Source organism: Vibrio sp. YT-17, assembly GCF_033337375.1.
GTDB lineage: Bacteria > Pseudomonadota > Gammaproteobacteria > Enterobacterales > Vibrionaceae > Vibrio > Vibrio alginolyticus.
Genome location: NZ_JAWOQP010000015.1, coordinates 12,547 through 32,092 on the forward strand (window position 1 = coordinate 12,547; position 19,546 = coordinate 32,092).

The 19,546-nt window shown below is 44.2% G+C and carries 19 protein-coding genes; 4 read left to right on the plus strand and 15 right to left on the minus strand.

Features of this window, described 5'->3' with window-relative positions:
* Positions 1-56: 56 nt before the first annotated feature.
* From norV to R7F67_RS15190, 4 genes are all read left to right on the plus strand, one after another.
* The gene (gene norV, locus R7F67_RS15175) at positions 57-1,559 is read left to right on the plus strand and encodes an anaerobic nitric oxide reductase flavorubredoxin (RefSeq protein WP_005375223.1); all 1,503 of its coding nucleotides are present in this window, start codon (positions 57-59) and stop codon (positions 1,557-1,559) included.
* Positions 1,560-1,569: 10 nt separating this feature from the next.
* Positions 1,570-2,718, plus strand: coding sequence for an NADH:flavorubredoxin reductase NorW (gene norW / locus R7F67_RS15180; protein WP_054577063.1), 1,149 nt, complete (start codon positions 1,570-1,572; stop codon positions 2,716-2,718).
* 42 nt (positions 2,719-2,760) lie between these two features.
* Complete coding sequence (locus R7F67_RS15185) at positions 2,761-3,099, plus strand: DUF1971 domain-containing protein (protein ID WP_005375231.1); 339 nt, start codon at positions 2,761-2,763, stop codon at positions 3,097-3,099.
* Between the two features lie 184 nt (positions 3,100-3,283).
* Positions 3,284-4,162: an NAD(P)-dependent oxidoreductase gene (locus tag R7F67_RS15190; RefSeq protein WP_005375233.1), complete on the plus strand. Its 879-nt coding sequence runs from the start codon at positions 3,284-3,286 to the stop codon at positions 4,160-4,162.
* Between the two features lie 195 nt (positions 4,163-4,357).
* On the opposite strand, the gene R7F67_RS15195 is transcribed toward R7F67_RS15190, so the two are convergent.
* From R7F67_RS15195 to R7F67_RS15265, 15 genes are all read right to left on the minus strand, one after another.
* The gene (locus R7F67_RS15195) at positions 4,358-5,797 is read right to left on the minus strand and encodes a catalase (RefSeq protein ID WP_033906756.1); all 1,440 of its coding nucleotides are present in this window, start codon (positions 5,795-5,797) and stop codon (positions 4,358-4,360) included.
* Between the two features lie 290 nt (positions 5,798-6,087).
* Positions 6,088-6,705 carry a glutathione S-transferase family protein gene (locus tag R7F67_RS15200; RefSeq protein ID WP_005375238.1) on the minus strand — a complete coding sequence of 206 codons (618 nt, stop codon included), beginning with the start codon at positions 6,703-6,705 and terminating at the stop codon, positions 6,088-6,090.
* Positions 6,706-6,719: 14 nt separating this feature from the next.
* Entirely contained in the window at positions 6,720-7,754 is a 1,035-nt protein-coding gene (locus R7F67_RS15205; protein ID WP_170893371.1) for an NADP-dependent oxidoreductase, read from the minus strand.
* A gap of 151 nt (positions 7,755-7,905) precedes the next feature.
* Positions 7,906-8,505, minus strand: coding sequence for a TetR/AcrR family transcriptional regulator (locus R7F67_RS15210; protein WP_005385858.1), 600 nt, complete (start codon positions 8,503-8,505; stop codon positions 7,906-7,908).
* A 50-nt stretch (positions 8,506-8,555) separates the two neighbouring features.
* Positions 8,556-8,876 carry a N(4)-acetylcytidine aminohydrolase gene (gene yqfB, locus R7F67_RS15215; protein ID WP_005385855.1) on the minus strand — a complete coding sequence of 107 codons (321 nt, stop codon included), beginning with the start codon at positions 8,874-8,876 and terminating at the stop codon, positions 8,556-8,558.
* A 67-nt stretch (positions 8,877-8,943) separates the two neighbouring features.
* A complete protein-coding gene (locus tag R7F67_RS15220) occupies positions 8,944-9,339 on the minus strand; it encodes a VanZ family protein (protein WP_031781000.1) in 396 nt (131 codons plus the stop codon).
* A 2-nt stretch (positions 9,340-9,341) separates the two neighbouring features.
* Positions 9,342-10,649 (minus strand): oligosaccharide flippase family protein, encoded by a 1,308-nt coding sequence (locus R7F67_RS15225; protein WP_042521586.1) that lies wholly within the window; start codon positions 10,647-10,649, stop codon positions 9,342-9,344.
* Between the two features lie 8 nt (positions 10,650-10,657).
* The gene (locus R7F67_RS15230) at positions 10,658-11,689 is read right to left on the minus strand and encodes a glycosyltransferase (RefSeq protein ID WP_170893370.1); all 1,032 of its coding nucleotides are present in this window, start codon (positions 11,687-11,689) and stop codon (positions 10,658-10,660) included.
* Positions 11,686-12,519: a putative capsular polysaccharide synthesis family protein gene (locus R7F67_RS15235; protein WP_005375258.1), complete on the minus strand. Its 834-nt coding sequence runs from the start codon at positions 12,517-12,519 to the stop codon at positions 11,686-11,688. Before R7F67_RS15235 ends, R7F67_RS15230 begins: the two co-directional genes overlap by 4 nt.
* Before the next feature lie 20 nt (positions 12,520-12,539).
* Entirely contained in the window at positions 12,540-13,787 is a 1,248-nt protein-coding gene (locus tag R7F67_RS15240; protein WP_005375259.1) for an O-antigen ligase family protein, read from the minus strand.
* Complete coding sequence (locus R7F67_RS15245) at positions 13,753-14,805, minus strand: glycosyltransferase (protein ID WP_005375260.1); 1,053 nt, start codon at positions 14,803-14,805, stop codon at positions 13,753-13,755. The genes R7F67_RS15240 and R7F67_RS15245 overlap by 35 nt, the downstream gene beginning before the upstream one ends.
* A 2-nt stretch (positions 14,806-14,807) precedes the next feature.
* The gene (locus R7F67_RS15250; RefSeq protein ID WP_170893369.1) at positions 14,808-15,617 is read right to left on the minus strand and encodes a putative capsular polysaccharide synthesis family protein; all 810 of its coding nucleotides are present in this window, start codon (positions 15,615-15,617) and stop codon (positions 14,808-14,810) included.
* Positions 15,595-17,775, minus strand: coding sequence for a GumC family protein (locus R7F67_RS15255; RefSeq protein WP_170893368.1), 2,181 nt, complete (start codon positions 17,773-17,775; stop codon positions 15,595-15,597). Before R7F67_RS15255 ends, R7F67_RS15250 begins: the two co-directional genes overlap by 23 nt.
* A gap of 15 nt (positions 17,776-17,790) precedes the next feature.
* A complete protein-coding gene (locus R7F67_RS15260; RefSeq protein ID WP_411913741.1) occupies positions 17,791-18,324 on the minus strand; it encodes a polysaccharide biosynthesis/export family protein in 534 nt (177 codons plus the stop codon).
* A 12-nt stretch (positions 18,325-18,336) separates the two neighbouring features.
* Positions 18,337-19,542 (minus strand): outer membrane beta-barrel protein, encoded by a 1,206-nt coding sequence (locus R7F67_RS15265; RefSeq protein WP_017635284.1) that lies wholly within the window; start codon positions 19,540-19,542, stop codon positions 18,337-18,339.
* Positions 19,543-19,546 lie beyond the last annotated feature (4 nt).

A 19,546-nucleotide genomic window follows, 5' to 3' on the forward strand; every position in this document is an offset into this window, starting at 1 on the left:
CAGTGCAATACAAGAAGAAATTATTTTTGTTTATCCCGTCATTCAAGGTAGTAATTATGACAATTCACGTAAAAAACAACATCCACTGGGTAGGTCAACGCGATTGGGAAGTCCAAGATTTCCACGGTACAGAATACAAAATGACAAAAGGTACCAGCTACAACAGTTATCTAATTCGTGAAGAGAAAACCGTATTGATTGATACGGTCGATCATCGATTCAGTCAACAATTCATCCAAAATTTAGAAATGGAAATCGATCTTAAGTCTATCGACTTTATCGTGGTAAACCATGCAGAGGAAGATCACTCAGGCGCATTGTCGGCATTAATGGAGAAGATTCCGAACACGCCAATTTACTGTACAGAAGCGGCGATTGATTCCATCGTTGGTCATCACCACCATCCTGAGTGGAACTTCAAAACCGTAAAAACAGGCGACAGCATTGATATTGGCAACGGTAAGCAATTGGTGTTCGTGGAAGCGCCGATGCTGCATTGGCCAGACAGCATGATGACTTACCTAACTGGCGATGCAGTATTATTCAGCAATGACGCATTTGGTCAGCACTACTGCGATGAACGCTTATTCAATGATGAAGTGGATCAAAATGAGTTGATGGAACAGTGTTTGCGTTACTACTCAAACATCCTAACGCCATTCAGCAGCTTGGTAACCGCAAAAATCAAAGAAGTGCTGAGTTTCAATTTGCCTGTCGACATGATCGCAACGTCACACGGTATTGTATGGCGCGATAATCCGGTTCAAATCATCGAGCAATACTTGGCGTGGGCAGACAATTATCAAGAAGATCGCATTACGATTTTCTACGATTCAATGTCAAACAACACTCGAATGATGGCCGATGCAATCGCGCAAGGCATTCACGATGTCGATCCTGGTGTGGCGGTCAAAGTCTTTAATGTCTCTAAGCATGATAAGAATGAAATTCTCGCCAACGTATTCCGCTCAAAAGGCATCTTGGTTGGTTCTTCTACCATGAATAACGTCATGATGCCGAAGATCGCAGGCATGCTAGAAGAAATTACCGGTCTGCGCTTTAAGGCGAAGAAAGCCGCTGCGTTCGGTAGCTACGGTTGGAACGGTGGTGCGGTGGATCGTATCCATGCTCGATTGACTGACGCAGGCTTTGAAACCGCGGTGAGTTTGAAAACCAAATGGCGACCAGATGGTAAAGCGATGCGTGAATGTCGCGAACATGGTCAAAACATCGCGAAATTGTGGGCAAAGCATGACCTGACAAGTCCTGTTACTTCGCTGGCGATTGCTGCGTCTGCACCACAAGTTCAATCACAACCCGCTGCACAAGTAGCAACACAAGCGGCAGTAGATGCTGCTTCTAGCAACCCTAGTACTGAGGCGCATCCTGCAGGTTGTCAATGCATGGTTTGCACCGTTTGTAATTGGGTATACGACCCAACTAAAGGCGAGCCTAATCAAGGCGTTGAACCGGGCATGGCATGGTCTGAAGTGCCAGATTACTTCTTGTGCCCAGAATGCCACTTGGGTAAAGACGTCTTTGTCGAATACAACGGGTAAGGGGGAGAATATGCAAGCATCTATTGTGATTATTGGTAGCGGCTTTGCGGCTTACCAATTGGTGAAAACAGTGCGTCGAATGGACGCACATATTCCGCTGCAAGTGTTTACTGCTGATGATGGCGCGGAATACAACAAGCCCGATTTGAGTCATGTATTCAGTAACAAGCAAACTGCCCAAGATTTGGTAGTTAAAAGTGGTGAGGCGTTTGCACAGGAACACAACATCGAACTGTTCGCCCATACCATGATTGAGCATGTCGACGTGCAAGCTCAGCAAGTGGTCGCCAACGGCCAAACCTATCCTTATTCCAAACTGGTGTTTGCGACAGGCGCGAAAGCCTTTGTGCCGCCAATATCTGGTGGTGCAGCACCTGAGGTGATAACGCTGAACTCGCTACAAGAATATCAATTAGCGGAAGAGCAAATTAGCCGCGCGGAACGAATTCTAGTAATGGGTGGTGGTTTGATCGGCGTCGAGATCGCCATGGATCTCGCAACCAGTGGTAAAGCCGTTACGGTGGTTGAGCCAAATCCCCGTTTGCTCGCTAACTTGATTCCTGAATTTGTTGCATTGCCGCTGGAGAATCAACTTAAGCAGCAAGGTATTCAACTTGCCTTAGAGACTGGAGTTGTCGCGATCAATCACTCGGATGATTCGCTGGTGGCAAGCTTGAGCAAAGGTAAGGAAATCGAAGCCGATGTAGTGATTTCAGCTGCGGGTTTACGTGCTAACACTTGGTTAGCGAAGGCTTGTGGGTTGAGTGTCAATAAAGGCATCGAGGTGGATGCTCGATTACAGACATCAGCAGCCAATGTGTTCGCATTAGGCGATTGTGCTGAGATCCAAGGTCGAATGATGCCGTACCTCCAACCGATCGTGCTAAGTGCCAATGCTTTGGGCAAACAACTACTGGGGCAAGAAGCAGAGTTGAAACTACCGCCCATGATGGTAAAGGTCAAAACGCCGAGCTACCCAATTCAATTGGCAGGCGATTTTAGTTCGGTGACGAACTGGAGCGTGCAGATTTCTCAAACAGGCATTGCCGCGAAAGCAGAAGATGAAAATAGCCGACTCATGGGCTTCGTCGTGACGGGAGAACAAGTTACGCAAGCATTTCCATTGCTTCGAGAGTTGTCTCAAGCCGGTCAGGCTTAACCGATTTAAACGAAAAGAATTGTAATTAGAGAGGGTATTATTATGTCGCATCTACGAATTCCTAAAGACTGGACTGTTCAACGTTCAACGCCTTTCTTCACTAAAGACAATGTGCCACCAGCGCTACTGACTCATCACAATACCGCTGAGGGTGTGTTTGGGCAGCTGTGCGTCATGGAAGGGCAAGTGACTTACTACGGCTTTGCTGATGAAAATGCCACAGAAGCAGAAGTAGTGGTGGTGATTAATGCAGGCCAGTTTGCTACAAGTCCACCGCAGTACTGGCACCGCATTGAGATGAGCGATGATGCTCAGTTCAACATCAATTTCTGGTCGAACAAGGACAAGAGTGGGCAAGCGATGTTCCACGCTAAGCAGTAGTGAACCTTTGTAAGTGCTTTGACTGTTACGCTAATCGTCAAGTAAAGGGGTGTAGAAGGCGCAATAAACGGACTGCAATGCAGGATCATCGAGACCGAGGAAAGAGAAATCACGAGTAATGATTTCAATTCTTTAGTAGCATGTTACGAAACATTTCAGTCAGGTGAACTAAGGGAAGCGTGCAATGGAAAAACAACGAGTAGCATTTATTGGTCTGGGTGTGATGGGATACCCAATGGCTGGTTACCTAAGTAAAGCGGGCTTTGAAACCAAAGTATACAACCGCACAAAAGCGAAAGCCGACAAATGGGCTGAAGAATACCAAGGCGTAGCTTGTGAAACACCACGTGAAGCGGCAGAAGGCTGTGACATCGTTTTTACCTGTGTGGGTAATGATGATGACGTTCGTAGCGTTGTTTACGGTGAAGAAGGCATTCTGGTCGGTTTGAAAGCAGATGCAGTGTTAGTCGATCACACGACGACTTCTGCAGACCTAGCGGTTGAGCTGGCTGAAGCGTGTGCTAAGTATGGTAATCACTTCATTGATGCGCCAGTTTCTGGTGGTCAAGCGGGCGCAGAAAATGGTGTTCTAACCATCATGTGTGGTGGTGAACAAAGCATTTTTGACCGTGTGTCTCCGGCGATGGATGTGTACGCGAAGCAGATGACGCTACTGGGTGAAAACGGTCAGGGTCAACGCTGTAAGATGGTAAACCAAATCTGTATTGGAGGCGTTTTACAAGGTCTGAGTGAAGCTTTGTTGCTGGCACAAAAATCAGGCTTGGACATCGCTCAAGTTGTAGAAACGCTTAAGCATGGCGCTGCAGGTTCTTGGCAGATGGAAAACCGCGCAAATACAATGGCTGAAGACAAGTTCGATTTTGGCTTCGCTATTGATTGGATGCGCAAAGACTTAGGTTTCTGTCTGCAAGAAGCTGAGCGAGTGGGTCTAGAACTTCCACTGACTAAGAAAGTGGATGAGCAATACGCAGACCTTCAACGTGATGGTTTAGGTCGCATGGATACATCAGTACTGATCAAAGCGGTCGCTAAAAATCAGTAGTTGATGAATCAGTAATAGATAAACAGTTCTTTGGTATTAAAGAGCTTAAAGAAATCTAAGTTAATCATAATGAACCTCCTTGAGCATGGTTTATGACTTGTGATTAAGGATTAGTGATTTGAAATCAGGAGGTGCTGTAGAGCACCTCCTTTTTTTCGTCTTTAAATCACACAGTGTAATGATTACAGCGTTCGCTTACTTGTTTAAGCCTAGTGCAATTTCAAGACCTTTGCCGTACGCTTCGTCCGCTTGGTATGCGTGTTGAACGTGGCGCTGTTGGATGAACTCGGGTACACCGTCCATTGCGCGAGCTGTGTTATCGAGCAGAGTTTGACGTTGCTCTTCGCTCATCAGACGGAATAGGTCACCCGCTTGGCTGAAGTAGTCTTCGTCTACACGGTGATCGTAGTGATCAGCGTTGCCGTTGATGCGTAGAGGTGGCTCAGAGTAATCTGGTTGCTCTGCCCATTCTTGTTTGTAGTTTGGCTCGTAACCTAGTGTTGAACCAAAGTTGCCATCAACGCGCATTGCGCCATCGCGGTGGTAGCTGTGAACAGGGCAACGAGGTGCGTTCACTGGGATTTGATGGTGGTTCACACCTAGACGGTAACGCTGAGCATCGCCGTAAGCGAACAGACGACCTTGTAGCATCTTATCTGGAGAGAAGCCGATACCAGGTACTACTGCAGCTGGGTTGAACGCTGATTGCTCAACTTCTGCGTAGAAGTTTTCTGGGTTACGGTTCAGTTCAAACTCACCAACTGGGATCAGTGGGTAGTCTTTTTGAGACCATACACGTGTTAGGTCGAATGGGTTGAAGTTGACTTCATCCGCTTCTAGCTCAGGCATGATCTGTACGTACATCTTCCATTTAGGGAAGTCTTGACGCTCAATCGCTTCGTAAAGGTCACGGTGATGGCTTTCGCGGTCTTTACCTACGATGGCTTCTGCTTCTTGGTCAGTCAGGTTCTTGATGCCTTGTTGAGTTTTGAAGTGGAATTTCACCCAGTAACGTTCGTTTTCTGCGTTGATGAAGCTGAATGTGTGGCTACCAAAACCATGCATATGACGGTAAGAAGCTGGGATACCACGGTCACTCATTACGATAGTCACTTGGTGGAATGCTTCTGGTAGTGATGTCCAGAAATCCCAGTTGTTGGTAGAGCTACGCATGTTAGTGCGAGGGTCGCGTTTTACTGCGTGGTTTAGGTCTGGGAATTTTAGTGGGTCACGTAGGAAGAATACTGGTGTGTTGTTACCAACCAAGTCCCAGTTACCTTCTTCAGTGTAGAATTTTAGTGCGAAACCACGGATGTCGCGTTCTGCGTCTGCTGCACCGCGCTCACCAGCTACAGTAGTGAAGCGAGCGAATAGTTCTGTTTTTTTGCCGATGTCAGAGAAGATCTTAGCGCGCGTGTACTTTGTGATGTCGTGCGTTACTGTGAACGTACCGTAAGCACCAGAACCTTTTGCGTGCATACGACGCTCAGGGATCACTTCGCGGTCAAAGTGTGCCAATTTTTCAAGGAACCAAACGTCTTGTAATAGTTGAGGGCCACGAGGACCTGCAGTCATAACGTTTTGGTTATGTGCGACAGGGCAACCTGCTGCTGTAGTCAATTTCTTGTTTGTCATTTTTCTTCCCCCTCCAGGGCTCAATACCTTAGAAACTGTAGAGGAGGTTATTACGGAAAAGCTGGGGGAGAAAACTGATATTGCTTATCAATTCAATAGATGGTGACTATGGTCGAAACTATATTAGAATCAGAAATTTACTACATTAGCTTGATTGACATAACAATCGACGTTCTCGAATGCGATTGACTGGGGGGAGCGCTATCCAGTTAGCGTGTCTGCGATGCTAGTAATATCGCCCCTTAAATGAAGTTTTACGTGTCATCAAAGGGGCGAAAGGGGGGAAGTAATTAAGAGTACTTCACTTCAAGTTGTTCAGCTTTTGCAAATGCAGGGTGTGTCGCGAGCTGTTTCCCATAACGTTCAATATTAGGGAAGTGATTAACTAAACCAAACTTTTGAACCAATTCGACAATGAAAGACATCATGATGTCTGCGCCAGTCAGACGCTCTTCTACTAGGTAAGTTTTGCCTTCTAAGGATTGCTCGAAGTAGCCTAGTACATTCATTGCTTCCTTGTCGGCATAGCCTGATAAAAACTGAGTTTCATTTGGCTCTTTGCTTACGAAGATTTTTAGCAGCATAGGTAAAATTGCGGAGCTTTCTGCAAAGTGCATCCATTGCAAATATTCTGTGTGTGCTTTTGTACCGCGCTCAGGAGCAAAGGCTCCGTCACTGTATTTCTCAATCAAATATTCGGTCATTGCACCTGACTCAATGATAATCTCGCCGTTATCTTCAAGAACAGGTGACTTTCCTAATGGGTGAACACTTTTTAGTTCTGGCGGTGCCATGAAGGTCACGGAATCACGGACATAGGGTACAATCTCGTAATTTACATCTAGCTCTTCAAGTAACCAAATGATGCGCTTTGAACGAGACTGATTGAGATGGTGAAGTTTAATCATTTACATATCCCTTTTTATAATGGGTCGTTAATCTGTACTACAAGTTTGCCGAAATTCTTACCTTCCAACAGACCGATGAATGCTTCTGGCGCATTATCCAGTCCTTGTACTAGATGTTCGCGGTATTGGATCTTTCCTTCTGCCAACCATTGATTAATATCTTGCGCAAATTCACCGTAACGATGTCCGTAATCATCAAAAATGATGAAGCCTTGCACCTTGATTCGTTTGGTCAGGAGCTTACCCATTAGTAATGGAAGATGGTCGGTACCTTCAGGCAGCTCTGTCGCGTTGTACTGAGAAATCAAACCACAAAGTGGGATACGCGCATTTGTATTCAGAAGTGGCATTACAGCCTCGAATACTTTGCCACCTACGTTTTCGAAGTAAACATCGATACCTTTGTCACAGGCATTTTTCAGTTGTTCTGCAAAGTCTTCAGCTTTGTGATCAATACACTCATCGAAACCAAGCACCTCTTTAGCGTAACGGCATTTTTCTTCTCCGCCTGCTATACCAACAACTCGGCAACCTTTGATTTTACCAATTTGACCAACTGTTGCGCCTACAGGCCCCGTAGCAGCTGCTACCACGATGGTTTCCCCTGGTTTTGGCTGACCAATGTCGAGTAAACCCATGTACGCGGTAAATCCTGGCATACCTGCAACGCCTAGCGCGTAAGAAGGATTTTTCGGTTCTTTACCAAGTTTAATGACCATCTCACCAGTTGAGATAGCGTAGTCTTGCCAGCCAACAGTGTAGGCAAGAACCCATTCACCTGCTTCGTAATCTGGGTGGTTTGATGCTTCTACCTGACAAACTGTACCACCGACCATTACGTCATCAATTGCAACAGGGTCAGCGTATGATTCGGCATCACTCATGCGACCACGCATGTATGGATCTAGAGATAAATAAACCGTTCTCAATAGCATTTCACCCTCTTTCGGAGTCGGTTTCGTTACCTCTTCTAAACGAAAGTTTTCTTGTGTCGGTGCACCATGGGGACGTGACGCGAGTACTATTCTGCGATTTGTTGCGTTAGTCATATCTATCTCACTTGTTGATTAGACCGGTCGTCTAGTATTTGTTTCAAAATATCCCGCTTATGTAAAGCGGGAAGGTTTACTGTGTTAACACTGACGCTTTTTCTGACAGTGAAACGTGTGTAGGGTGTTCATTCTGCTTCCACGCCGCCCGTTATGGGCAAGTGCGCGTATTCTGCAGTAAGTGTTGAGTATAGGTCAGACTTTGCGTCAATGCTGCCTGATCTTGATAAAGTTTGTTCAGCAAGCTAGCGCCATTCCAAAGGTAGTATATCTGCCTTGCTAATAACGCACTGTCACCATTGGGGATTGAGCCATCTTGAATGCCGATGTCAATGCAATCCGCTATCGCTTGAATGGTTTTGTCTGCTCCTTGGCGTAATGCCAAGCGCATTGACTCAGAGAGATCGGAGACTTCTGCACTTAACTTAACCAATAAACATTTGTTCGCATTACACACGTCGTCTTCTACTTTGACCATTTCTTCGAAATAGCTCATTAGGCGTTGGTAGCCACTCAGTTCAGTATTGGTAAAGCGTGCGTTTAAACGCTCAAAATACTTAGTAAAGTAGTCTTGAATCATCGCTTCACCAAATTGTTCTTTGGATTTGAAGTAATGATAAAACGAGCCTTTTGGCACTGCGGCCTTTTTTAATAGCTCTGAAAGACCAACACTCGTGAACCCTCGGTTTACGATTAACTCGTATCCGACGTCGAGAATATGTTGGCGTGTGTCATTCGTCTTTGCGTTCATGAAGTGTACTATAGAATGAATTAGACCAGTCGTCTAGCCTTTGTTGTGGGTTATTTAATCAGCTCATACTCAATAACAAATAGCGTGTCGGTATTTGGGTAGATTTCTCGAATTAACTGCTTAAGTTTTGGTAGTTCGATGGCTTCTTGTTCTGCATGAAACTCATTAATATCTTCAAAGTGAAGTGGTTCTACAGAACGTATCTTGATATCGCAGACTTTACGATCCGTTTCTAAGGTAAAAACTTCGACTTCTGTATTGGGAACGTAATGGCTTTCTGATTCATCTCGAATCGTTATCGTCTTTTTGCCTGACGTGATCAACGGAGTTAAGAATTCAAAAAAAGTAATCTTGGTTGGATGAGATGGCATGATGTACTCGTTAGTCTGGTTGTTTGGCGTAATTATATACCCAAATCCCTCAGAGATTCCTGTATTACTAGAACGATCGAGCGCGGATGAAGCGAATTAACTTGGCACTAAAGTAACCTGAGATAACACCTATCCAGTTGGTGCTGAGATCATCAAAACTAAATGATCGATTTGGAATAAAAAGTTGGCTTATTTCTTCCATTGAAACGATAGCCAACAGCAGTAGCAAAAGACGAATCCCAAAAATGTCGGTTTTATTCGAGCTCACCAGAGAAGGGAACGTGAAAACCGATAAAAAGCCGATCAATAAACTGAAAGTAAAGTGAAGCGTACTCGATCCGCCTAAGTAGGTTTCCATTTGCAGGTAAGCAGTATGGTGTAGGTCAGAGCTTTTCCACAAAGAGAGTGAAGCGGTTAGCATCAGGACTAAAACAAAACTCGTGCGTGCCAGTATTAAAGCCATAATTAACCTATTGGAAAGAAGCCTAAGTAACGTTTTACAAAGTACAGTGCAGCTAAATTCTGGATAGCCATGCCAATTGCCATTGCCCACGCTGCACCAATCACCCCAAACATTTGGCAAAGCGTAACAAGTAGGCAGATAGACACCGTACCGGAGGAAATTGTAATGTATTTCATGGTTCTCTCATGACCGCTCATTAATAATAAAAACCCTACTGAACCAGTCGCAACATTGACTAACTGCCCCAGAGAAAGGACGACTAATAGTGGCGCCGCGGCGAGAAACTCCTCACCAAAAAACTGCATTACAAACTCGGGGAAGAGGGTGCAAATAACTACGGGTACAATCGCTAAACCAACATTGGCTCGGCACGCCAAGCGGCTCAGGTTCTGCAGTTTGAGCATTTGACGCTCTTTGTAGAGAGAGGCAAACATCGGGGCGACCACAAAGTTAATGGTAATCAGCACAAAGCCAATCAGTAGTGATGTGCGTTGGGCTGCGGCTAACAAACCGATTTCCGCTGTTGAGATAAAAAAGCCCGCAATAACAAGGCTTCCCCATTGAAGAACATTCGTGAAGATACTGCCAACCCAGACTTGCTTGGCAGAAGCGACCATTTTTTTGTTTGGTACGAAAGCCGATGTTTGATATTGATCTGAGCCAAGCCAATTGGCACTAGATATGACCGCGACACCTATGCTCGCTAAAAGCAGTGCGGTCATTAGATTGTTGATATTTTGCTGACCGATATAGTCTAGGGCAAAGACAAAAATGACCATCAACATGCTTACCCCAAGCTGCAACGCAAACAGAGATGATACAACTTTTCTACATGCTTGAAGCACCCGACTGTTGGTTTGCGCAAGCACCAAGAAAGGTATGCAAAGCAAGCATAAAGTAATCGCATACATTGGTGATTGAGTCTGGTTTAGCTGTTCTGGAAACAGATTAAACGCTGCCAACAAAACGCCTATGGCGAGCAAGCAAAATGCCATACTTCGATAAAGTGCGGTTTTATAGTTTTGGCTTTGTTCAAGCTTCTCTTTGTTATTAAAAGCGATCGCATTGTAACGAACTAACGAGACATCAAAACCTAGCTGAGAAACGATGGCGAGTAGCGAGACTAGGTTGAATAAAAAGAAGAATTGACCGGCCGTCGAAGCGTCACTGGTCTTCGATACAATCAGAGTCAGTAAAAAAGCAAATAGCGCACTCAACACACGCGTGATTGCGGTTTTTAATCCAGTAGATAACAAGCTTTTTTTACCGCTGGGCATCAACAGTAATTTTTGTTGAACAGTGTGAAACATAGGGGCATTTAACCGTAAAGTTTATTGAGTGCGAGGCGCTGCTTTTCTTCACTGAAGGCATCGTTTAATTCTGCTGTATATTGGCGAAAATCGATCTCTTCATAATGATTGACACAATGCGCGATCTGCTTGGCCATTTCTTCAGGTGTGAGCGCTAAAAACGGGTAGTTGAGATCTTTGGTTGCGCCGATGGTCCGAATAACCATAGGAAGATGTAACTTGGATGCTTCTAGAATGGTTAACGGCATCCCTTCCCATGCTGCAGTGTGTAGATAAAGGTCTGAACCTTTGAGCTTTTCAACTACCTCATCGCGAGGCAGCATACCCGTTACATCCACATTTTCAGTACGTAATTTCTGTTCGAGTACTTGGTCACCGCCACCTATCCATGTGATCTCTATCGGGCGGTTAAGCGCATACCGATTAAGGAACTGCAATGTGCTGATAAGAAACTGAGGATCTTTTTGGGGCGCGACACGACCAAGTACAATGAGCTTCAGCGCTTCTTGCTTGTCTCGCTCTATACGATCTTCACTTTGATAAGACACGTAGTTGTTGAGCAGTTCGGCATGTTTCGCACCAATGCTAATGGCTAGGTCACACTCTCGTTGGCTACAGCCTGCAACCACATCAATTTTGCTCAGTTTTACTTTCTCTAGTGCTTTATAGATCTGGCGTGCAAGCTCTGAGATATCTTCACGTTCGAAGGCATAACAGTGCGGTGTGTAAACCAAGCGTGCCTTGCCAAGCTTTAGAAATCGGCCGAGAAATCCTGCTTTACTCGAGTGCAAATGCACGACGTCGGGACCAAGTGATGCAATCATGTGGTTTGCATCGCGAATAAATTGAAGCAAGCCGCCTTCTACCCACTTTGTCTGTACGAAAATGTGGTGGTTGTTCTCATTGGTTAAGTCGTTTTCTCGGGCTCTGGCTAGCAAGAAATGCTGGTAAGGCTCGTCTCTGGATGAGTGAACATAACTATAGAGGGCGGTTTGAACGCCACCTCCAAACGCTTCTGTAACATGGAGTACTTTCTTCATGATGATTTTGTCCCTGGTGTTTGCATCCATTTGTGTTTAAAAGCATCACGCTCTTGCTCTGAATAAACGTGGCGATACAAGGGAAGATCGTACATATAGAACAGTTTTGAGAAGTCGTAGTGATTCTTAAAGTGTTGGTGGATATTGGAGTACCACTTGTTTTTCGCTTCGTTACTGTTTTTCAGCACGAAGTCTTGCAACTCAAGAAACTCACCGATTTCTTTATCAAGAGAACTGAGCTGTTCGCATTTGATTAGCATGACGTTGGCCTGATCGTTCTGGAATGTGAAGAAAGGTTGAGTGTTGTCCAGCTCTTGGCGCATCACATCGATATTGAAATTACGCTTTAACTCGTTGTCGAACCAGTCCGCAAAATAGTTGAGATTGATATAGTTATCAAAACAATGCTCGAGGTGCTGATACGTGACTTCCATATCTCGGTGAATTGCATCGTTCTTTTTGCCTTCGATAAATTGCAAATGGAGATCTTGAAAGAAGCGAGAAAAGACAGTTGCGATTGGATCGCGGACCAGAGTAACGATTTTAATCTGCTCGCGTTTTTGTAAGATACGTTTTCGCTGCTTGAGCACTAAGCGATAGAGTGCGCGGTTTCGGAAGTCGAAGAATTTACTCACGTCTTTTTTATTGTGATACATGTGAAATTCTTCGTGATCATCAAAGGTGTGGATGTGATAGCTCGGGATATTTTTCTCCCCTAGCGTGTGCTCAATTGATGAGGAGCCAACTTTGCCCATTTGGTAAACTAAAACAAAATTATCAGCTTGGAGTTCTCGGTTCTTTTCAAATTGTCGAGAGATTGAATACTTCATCTATCCTATCCTATCCTTGATTATTCATATTCGTGGTGATGGTTTACCGGAAAAGTATGAGCAATGGCCCTTGAGTCGTTGCTCATGCTGATCATGACGGGTAACAAGAGTATTAAAATTATGGTGGTGTTTACCGCAACGAAAAACACCATGATGAGGGCGTATATCGCAAGTAATAGGCTTTTTCTGTTTTCATTAAGGCTGCGGAAGCAAAAGCGAATAAAAAGAAAATAACCACCAAACAGCAGACCGATACCAAGCAATCCGTATTCAATTGCGGTATCTAACACAAAGTTGTGGGTGTAGATCGCCAGCTCATCATAGTTAAAGTAACTGATCATAAAGTTGGGTAACATTTTCGCGCCGACACCTAACACTGGGTGTTGAAGTAAAATATCTAGCCCATTGGCAAGTAAAAGTTTTCTATGAAGATTCGATACCCAGCGCGCTTCACTTTGGTTGGCAAATAAGACGTCTTCTTGGGTTATTTCCAATGTGTCTGCTAGCGTTTCAAACCCAACGTAGAGTGTGGTTGTGACGGCAGTAAACACAATGAAGCTCAAGGCTAATAAAATTGTCCACGTGTACGTTTCGCTGAGCGATTTTCTCATTAAGTTTTTTACGAGCAGTTGGTCAAAGAAGAAAAGCAGACAAAAACCAAGTAGCGCTTTTCTTTCTTGTGACAACACCAGTAATACTAAAGCTACGAGCATCAAAAGGTGGAAAGCGCGAATTTTATCTCGATAAAGGTACAGTAGTGAGCACAGTACACCGAACCCGTATTTACTTACCCCGAGTAACTTAAACCCGCTTTGATAGCCCTGAGCAAAGTGCCATAAGGCAACGAGCGTACAGATGAAAAACAACAGATACGTGAAATATACCATTACCCGTTCGTCATCAAACACGCCATAGGCGTACATTAGGCTCAGTAGGCACAAAATCGCTAACCATTGCACAGTTTCTATAACTAGCGGCATTAAAGGGACGCGATTTAGCAGACCATTTATGAACACATACCCAGTGAACAATACGAGGAACCCCATACAGGGATGCATGAGTTTTTCAGCTTTTCCTTCCAATACCACTAATGCAGTAAAACCAATAGACAAAAGGCTTGCGATGTCAGATGGGGCTAGCGCTATTCCTCCAGCACGAAACTTCATTGGAATAAAGAACAATGCTAATAGGCATGCTGCAAGCAATGAGGCGCGATGGCTCGATGGCGCGGAACTATTTGTTGGCGCAAAGCTGCTGGTAGATTCCATAGTAACCTTCACGAAATTTATCGATGGTGTAGAGAGAGGCCCTATTGACTGAGTATTGACTTGCAGCGTCGTACCGCTCAACACTTTCACATAGCTGGAGCACTTTTTGGCTCAGTTCAGTGGCGTTACCAACTTGAAATAAATATTCGGCACGTCCGGTGACGTCATCCAAACCAGGTACGTCCGACGATAGTACGGGTAAGCCTGCTGCCATCGCCTCAACCGCCGCCAAACCAAAGCCTTCGACGTGCGACGATTGCACGTAAATATCCATGTCGTTCAAAAAGGCTGGAACGTCTGAAACTACGCCATGAAAGTGAACACGTTGCGCGACGTTGATTTTTGTTGCCAATGCTTGCAGTGACGATTTTTTTTCTCCATCTCCCGCAAGGTGGAGTTCGTATCGTCTTGGTAAATGGATAAGTGCTTGGATAAGCGTTTCATGGTCTTTATGTTGGTGAAGTCGGCCCACCATTCCAATCTTGATAACTGGTTTGTCGATTAGGTGGCTGGCGAATCTTGGCGTCATAGAAAACCTTTTTAAATCAACGCCATTGTGCACCACGTGATATTTATGTTGATAGCGAGGCATGAACTTCACCAGTTCATCTTGTACTTTTTCACTAATACTGACTGTCAAGTCGTGGCCCCAATATAAGACGTATTCCATGAACTTAAACAGCGGATAGTCACGTCGACGGTTATAAGAACAGTGCTCAGTCTGGATTCGTTTTTTACCTACCGCCAATAGCGCTAGGTAAATGGAAGGGTAGAGGTGCCCGTGAACGACATCCGGCCAACGCAGCAAAGAGAATTTCTCACTCAATGGCAATGTGCGCCAGTTAAAACACTCTATGCCTTGGGCGGATAGCATTGGTAAGTAATCATTTTCATCACACAAGACCAAAATTTTGATTTCGTATTCAGGCTTATGTTCTAAAACAAGGTCGACTAAGAACTTCTGAGCACCGCCGTTCTGAGAAAGATCATTGATAATATGTAGAATCTTGGTTTTCATGATTAATTGGTCAGATATTGCTGTTTAAGGTCGGTGATTTCTGCATTTGAGAAAAAGTGCTTCGTCAATTTAGAATTCAGCATTTCTTCAACGTACTCGGGTGTAGGTTGAAATTGCGTTTTGAATTCTTTCATTAGTGGCGAGTACCATTTGTTGTCTGATTGATTTTCATAAACAACATCCACGGGGTAACCTAAAAAGTCTTCAACTGCGGAGTTAGCCTTCGTTAGCTTGTCACTTCGAATGACCAACAGTGAGAAGTTATTGTTATGGTATGTTTGATAGCCTACTTCGTGATTAAAAGACTCGTTAAACACATCAATCCCTGTTAGTTGTTTGATCTCGTTGTCAAACCACTGCAGCGCATATTGATGATTCATGTGCTTATCAAATGCTTCTTGGAGTAATTGCGGTCGTTCGGTACGTATTGCGCTGTCATCCTTTAGATATTTGTCCGCCATCCAAAAAGGAAGTGCTTGAAAGAACATTGAGACATTTCGTCCGATCGGTTCTCGCACCAGCGAGATAATTCGAACTTTTTTCTTGCGCTTTAACATATGGCTCATCGTTATACGCTTTAGTCGTCGCTTTAACGCATTGATCTGAGGCTTATGCAATTGCGCTCTAACGGGGGATATTTGTTTTTGCGCATCGACGCTCATAAGGTCGTGCAAGTGAATCGAGTTAGGAATGGAATGCTCTAATGCACTCGAACCTACTTTGCCCATTTGATAGATCAATACCGGCTGTTCTTGGCTTTTCAACGTTTGGTACCAAGATAGGTTTACGTTAGTAGGCGTATTTCTGGACATAGAGCGTCTCTCCTTCCTTGGCCTTGGCTTGTGTGATTAAGACGCCAAGAGATGGAACTGAGTGTTGTATTTGTTTAGATAACGCAAGGTTAACCAGTGATGATTTTGTTGATTCTGAGCGAATGACGGTAATCAGACCATTGGCATACTGACCAAGAATAAGTGCGTCACTCACTGACAATAGGGGCGGTGTATCGATAATGATCCGGTCATACTTATTTTGAAAATGTTCGAGCAACTTTTTAAAGCGATCAGAAGCCAGTAATTCCTGTGGGTTTGGCGGAACTAGGCCGGCTGGTAATACATCTAAGTTGGCTTCTTTTATATGTGTAACACAATCTTTGATTGGCGTATCCATAGTCAGGATATGCGTTAAGCCAGGGCTTGATTCAGCAATACCGAATCGCTTTGCTATGGAAGGTCGACGTAAATCGCAGTCGATGATCAACACCTTTTCCATTTTTGAAAACGACACCGCCATATTGATACTGGTCGATGTTTTTCCTTCTTCTGGAATAGCAGAGGTAAAGGGCAATATCTTTTGCTTCGTGTTGGTTAATCTGAGCAGAAGCGAGGTTCTGACGGAGCGGCAAGCTTCACTAAATAGCTTTTCTTCATCATCTAAATACGCGGTATAACTGACGCCGTTTTTACGCAAATTGCGTTTTTTGACCATAGGAATCACACCTAAACACGTAACACCAAGTTTTTCCTGCACATCGGCTGTGCTTCGGATAACTTCTCGCATCGTTTCTAAGATGATGACCAGAGCGCAAGCAATGGCAAAGCCAAAAAAGGTGGCAATTAGTACCAGTTTGATTCGTTGTGGTGCCACCGGGAATAGAGGGATGATGGCTTTATCAGTAAAGCGAGCAGTGACATTCTTGTAGTCGCTGGTGGCGTTGGTCTCTTTCTCACGATTTAAGAACGCTTCATAGAGTGCCTTATTGGATTCAACCTCGCGTTTTAACTGTTCGTAACGCGCTTTTTGTGACCCTAACGATTGGAAGTCTGACTTTTTGTTATCGAGTTCTGCTCGAAGCATGTCCTCTTGCGCTTTTGCAGCAAGAAGGTCTTGTTGCTTACTGAAGGAAATGTCCCGGATGAGTTGCTGGGTTCTTGATTGAATTTCAGCAAGCTGTGCTTTCGCCTGAATCATTCGATCATGCTTAGGTCCGTAGCGCTGTGCCAGTTCAGAGAGATTTTTGGCTGCCTGTGCTTCCGACAATTTTAGATCGCGGATTTGCGCTTGATTAGCGAATTCATCAATTGACAACAAGCTGTCTAAACTTTGCGAAGATTTACGTCGTAACAGTTGGATTAACGTCTGCGCTTCAATACGCTTATTAACAGCGATATTCAGCTTGCGAGTGAGTTCTTCTAGCTCATTTGCGTAAATTTCATCAATACCGTTTATATCGATCAACCCTTCTTTTAACAAGAATTCTTGCAGCGCTTGCTCCGAGTTACGTAATCGCTCCTCCAATTTTTGAGAGTTATTTGTCAACCAAGTAGCCGCATTTTGTGTAACGACCAATTTGGCTTCAAAATTTGCGTCAATGTAGGCTTGGCCGACCGCGTTGGCGATTGTCGTCGCAAGCTTAGGATCGATAGAACGAAAGCGAATTCTGACTAATTGGGTGTTACGTACTGGCTCAATATCGAGTTTACTTCTGAAAGCTTGAAGTGCCTGATAATAGGACTCTGAAAACTGGGCGGTTTCTTTTGGGCTTGGTGCCACATTCAGTAGGTCTTGAACAAAAGGAATCGACTTTATTTGGTCGATTTTTTTATTTAACCCCCCTGAGCTTGTGAATTCAGGTAATTGGGTAAGGTTCAGCTCTCTAATGACCTTATCTGCAATATGATTCGATTTTAAAATGGCGATTTGCGTTTGAAAGTACTCTTTTTTTGTCGTGTCGACGCCATATACTTCCTCGATTGAAAGGGCGCTTTTTTGCTCCTCTTGGATGAGTAGCGTAGCTGTAGCTTGGTATATCGATGCTTTGGAGTAGATATACCAAGTACAAGTTAATGAGAACAGAAGCGTGAATGCTGCGATGCTTAGCCAATTCTTTTTAATCGCTTTGAAGTGATGGCCAAAACGAATCAGTTCTACTTTGTTCATCTGGAGATTATTTGGATGAGTCCCGTTCATTTGATTCCCTGTCACTTAAAAGAAGCTCTGGTCAATAAATACAATGTCACCAGGTTCAACGTTGCGGTGCATACTGACCCCTTCCATCGTTTGACCCGTCTTATGCTTGGTGAGGTTAATGCCTTTGCGTGAGGCTCTGTCGGTCAAGCCACCTGCTAGAGCGATCGCCTTCTCTATGGTTAACCCTGGACGGTACTCAAATCCACCAGGTTTCCTGACTTCTCCATTAACGTAAAACAGACGAAAGTTATTGATGGTGACCATCACTTTTGGATTGATGAGATAATCGCCTTTTAAGCCCGTTTCTATTTCGAACTTGAGTTGTTTTGGTGTTTTTTTGATTGCTTTAATTCGGCCAAGGTAGGGGTAATCAAAGTAGCCATCTGACGTTATTAGAATATTTTTAATCGTAAGATCTTCTTCACCATAGACCTGCACGGAAATGGTATCGCCAGTATCGAGTAAGTAATCTTCCTCGTTTGAGTCAGCGTTGACCAAAGTGCTAAATAGCAACAACGCTACACTCATGAATTTGATGAATGCCTTCATTAATAATCCTTTTTACAGAGAAAACTGTGCGCTTAAAGTCCAAATATTTTGTTCGAAGCTATAATCCGATCGGCTAGAGTTTTTATCTTGGTATTGCCAATCGGCTTGCAGCTGTATCCAACGTTTGATCTGATAATCGATACCAAAAGATAGAGTGTACCGATCGTCGTTTCTGGAGATTCCCGTGTAATCATCTTGTTGATAAACAGCACCTAAGCGAGTTGCAAGGTAACTATTCCAATCGTGCTTCAGGTTCAGTCGGTAACGAGTTTGTAGGTTGTAATCGCCATCTTGATCGGGGTTAACCGCCGCTTGAGTGGTTTTCACGCTGACTAGAGTTTGTTCTTGAGGCAACCATTCAAAGCCGATATCCCAACTAAAGCCTTTAAATGTCTCTCGTTGAGCGCTGTCAAAATCTTTGATTTGATAACCGAGTCGAGCGATGCCTTTGGTTTTTCCTGTGACTTCCCATTCGGCACCGGTGTAATAGAAACTGGTGTTGTTATCTTTCGATGGTTGCGCAGAATTTCGATGCTGATACTCGGTTACGATTTGGTTTGTTCCGACTAACCAATAGGTTCTTGGCGTCGCTCTTAAATAGAACTCCAAATGTGCATTGGGAGCTCGAAAATCGTTGTATTTAGTTTTAGCGTTTGGGCGCCCAGGCAAGCCGTCACGATAGTTTTGATAGGTTTTATCACTATAGCCTAAACCGAATTCGAGTCTGCCTTTGGCACCGTTAGATCCAAAGACATAATTGGTTTTTACATCGTTACGGTTGAACTCTATTGGTGAGTCGATTGCGCTACCATTACCTTCGGTAATATCTTCTCCTCGAACTTCATGCTGGGCGCGAAAACGGTAATCAACCACTAAACGATGACGATGATTAAATTCGAAAAAGTTGGAAAACTGAAAAGTGTGGTCGTCGAAGTCGTTGCGATCGTCAGATGAAAAGCCAGCTTTTAACTTATATAAAATATCTGCGCGATAGCGATTCCGTTCTATACGTGCTAGTAAGCTTGGTTCTATACCCCAAATATTGACCGATTCCACATTGCCGGATTTTTCCGCTTTATTGATGTTGTCATCTCCCTCGTAGAAAGTTTTTACGAGGGGAATCAACTCTATACCAGACTCGGTTTGGTAAGCCATCGGTTCTGCGAGCAAGTCAGTAGAAAACAGACTCAATGCTATTGCCATTGTCAGTTTCTTCATAATC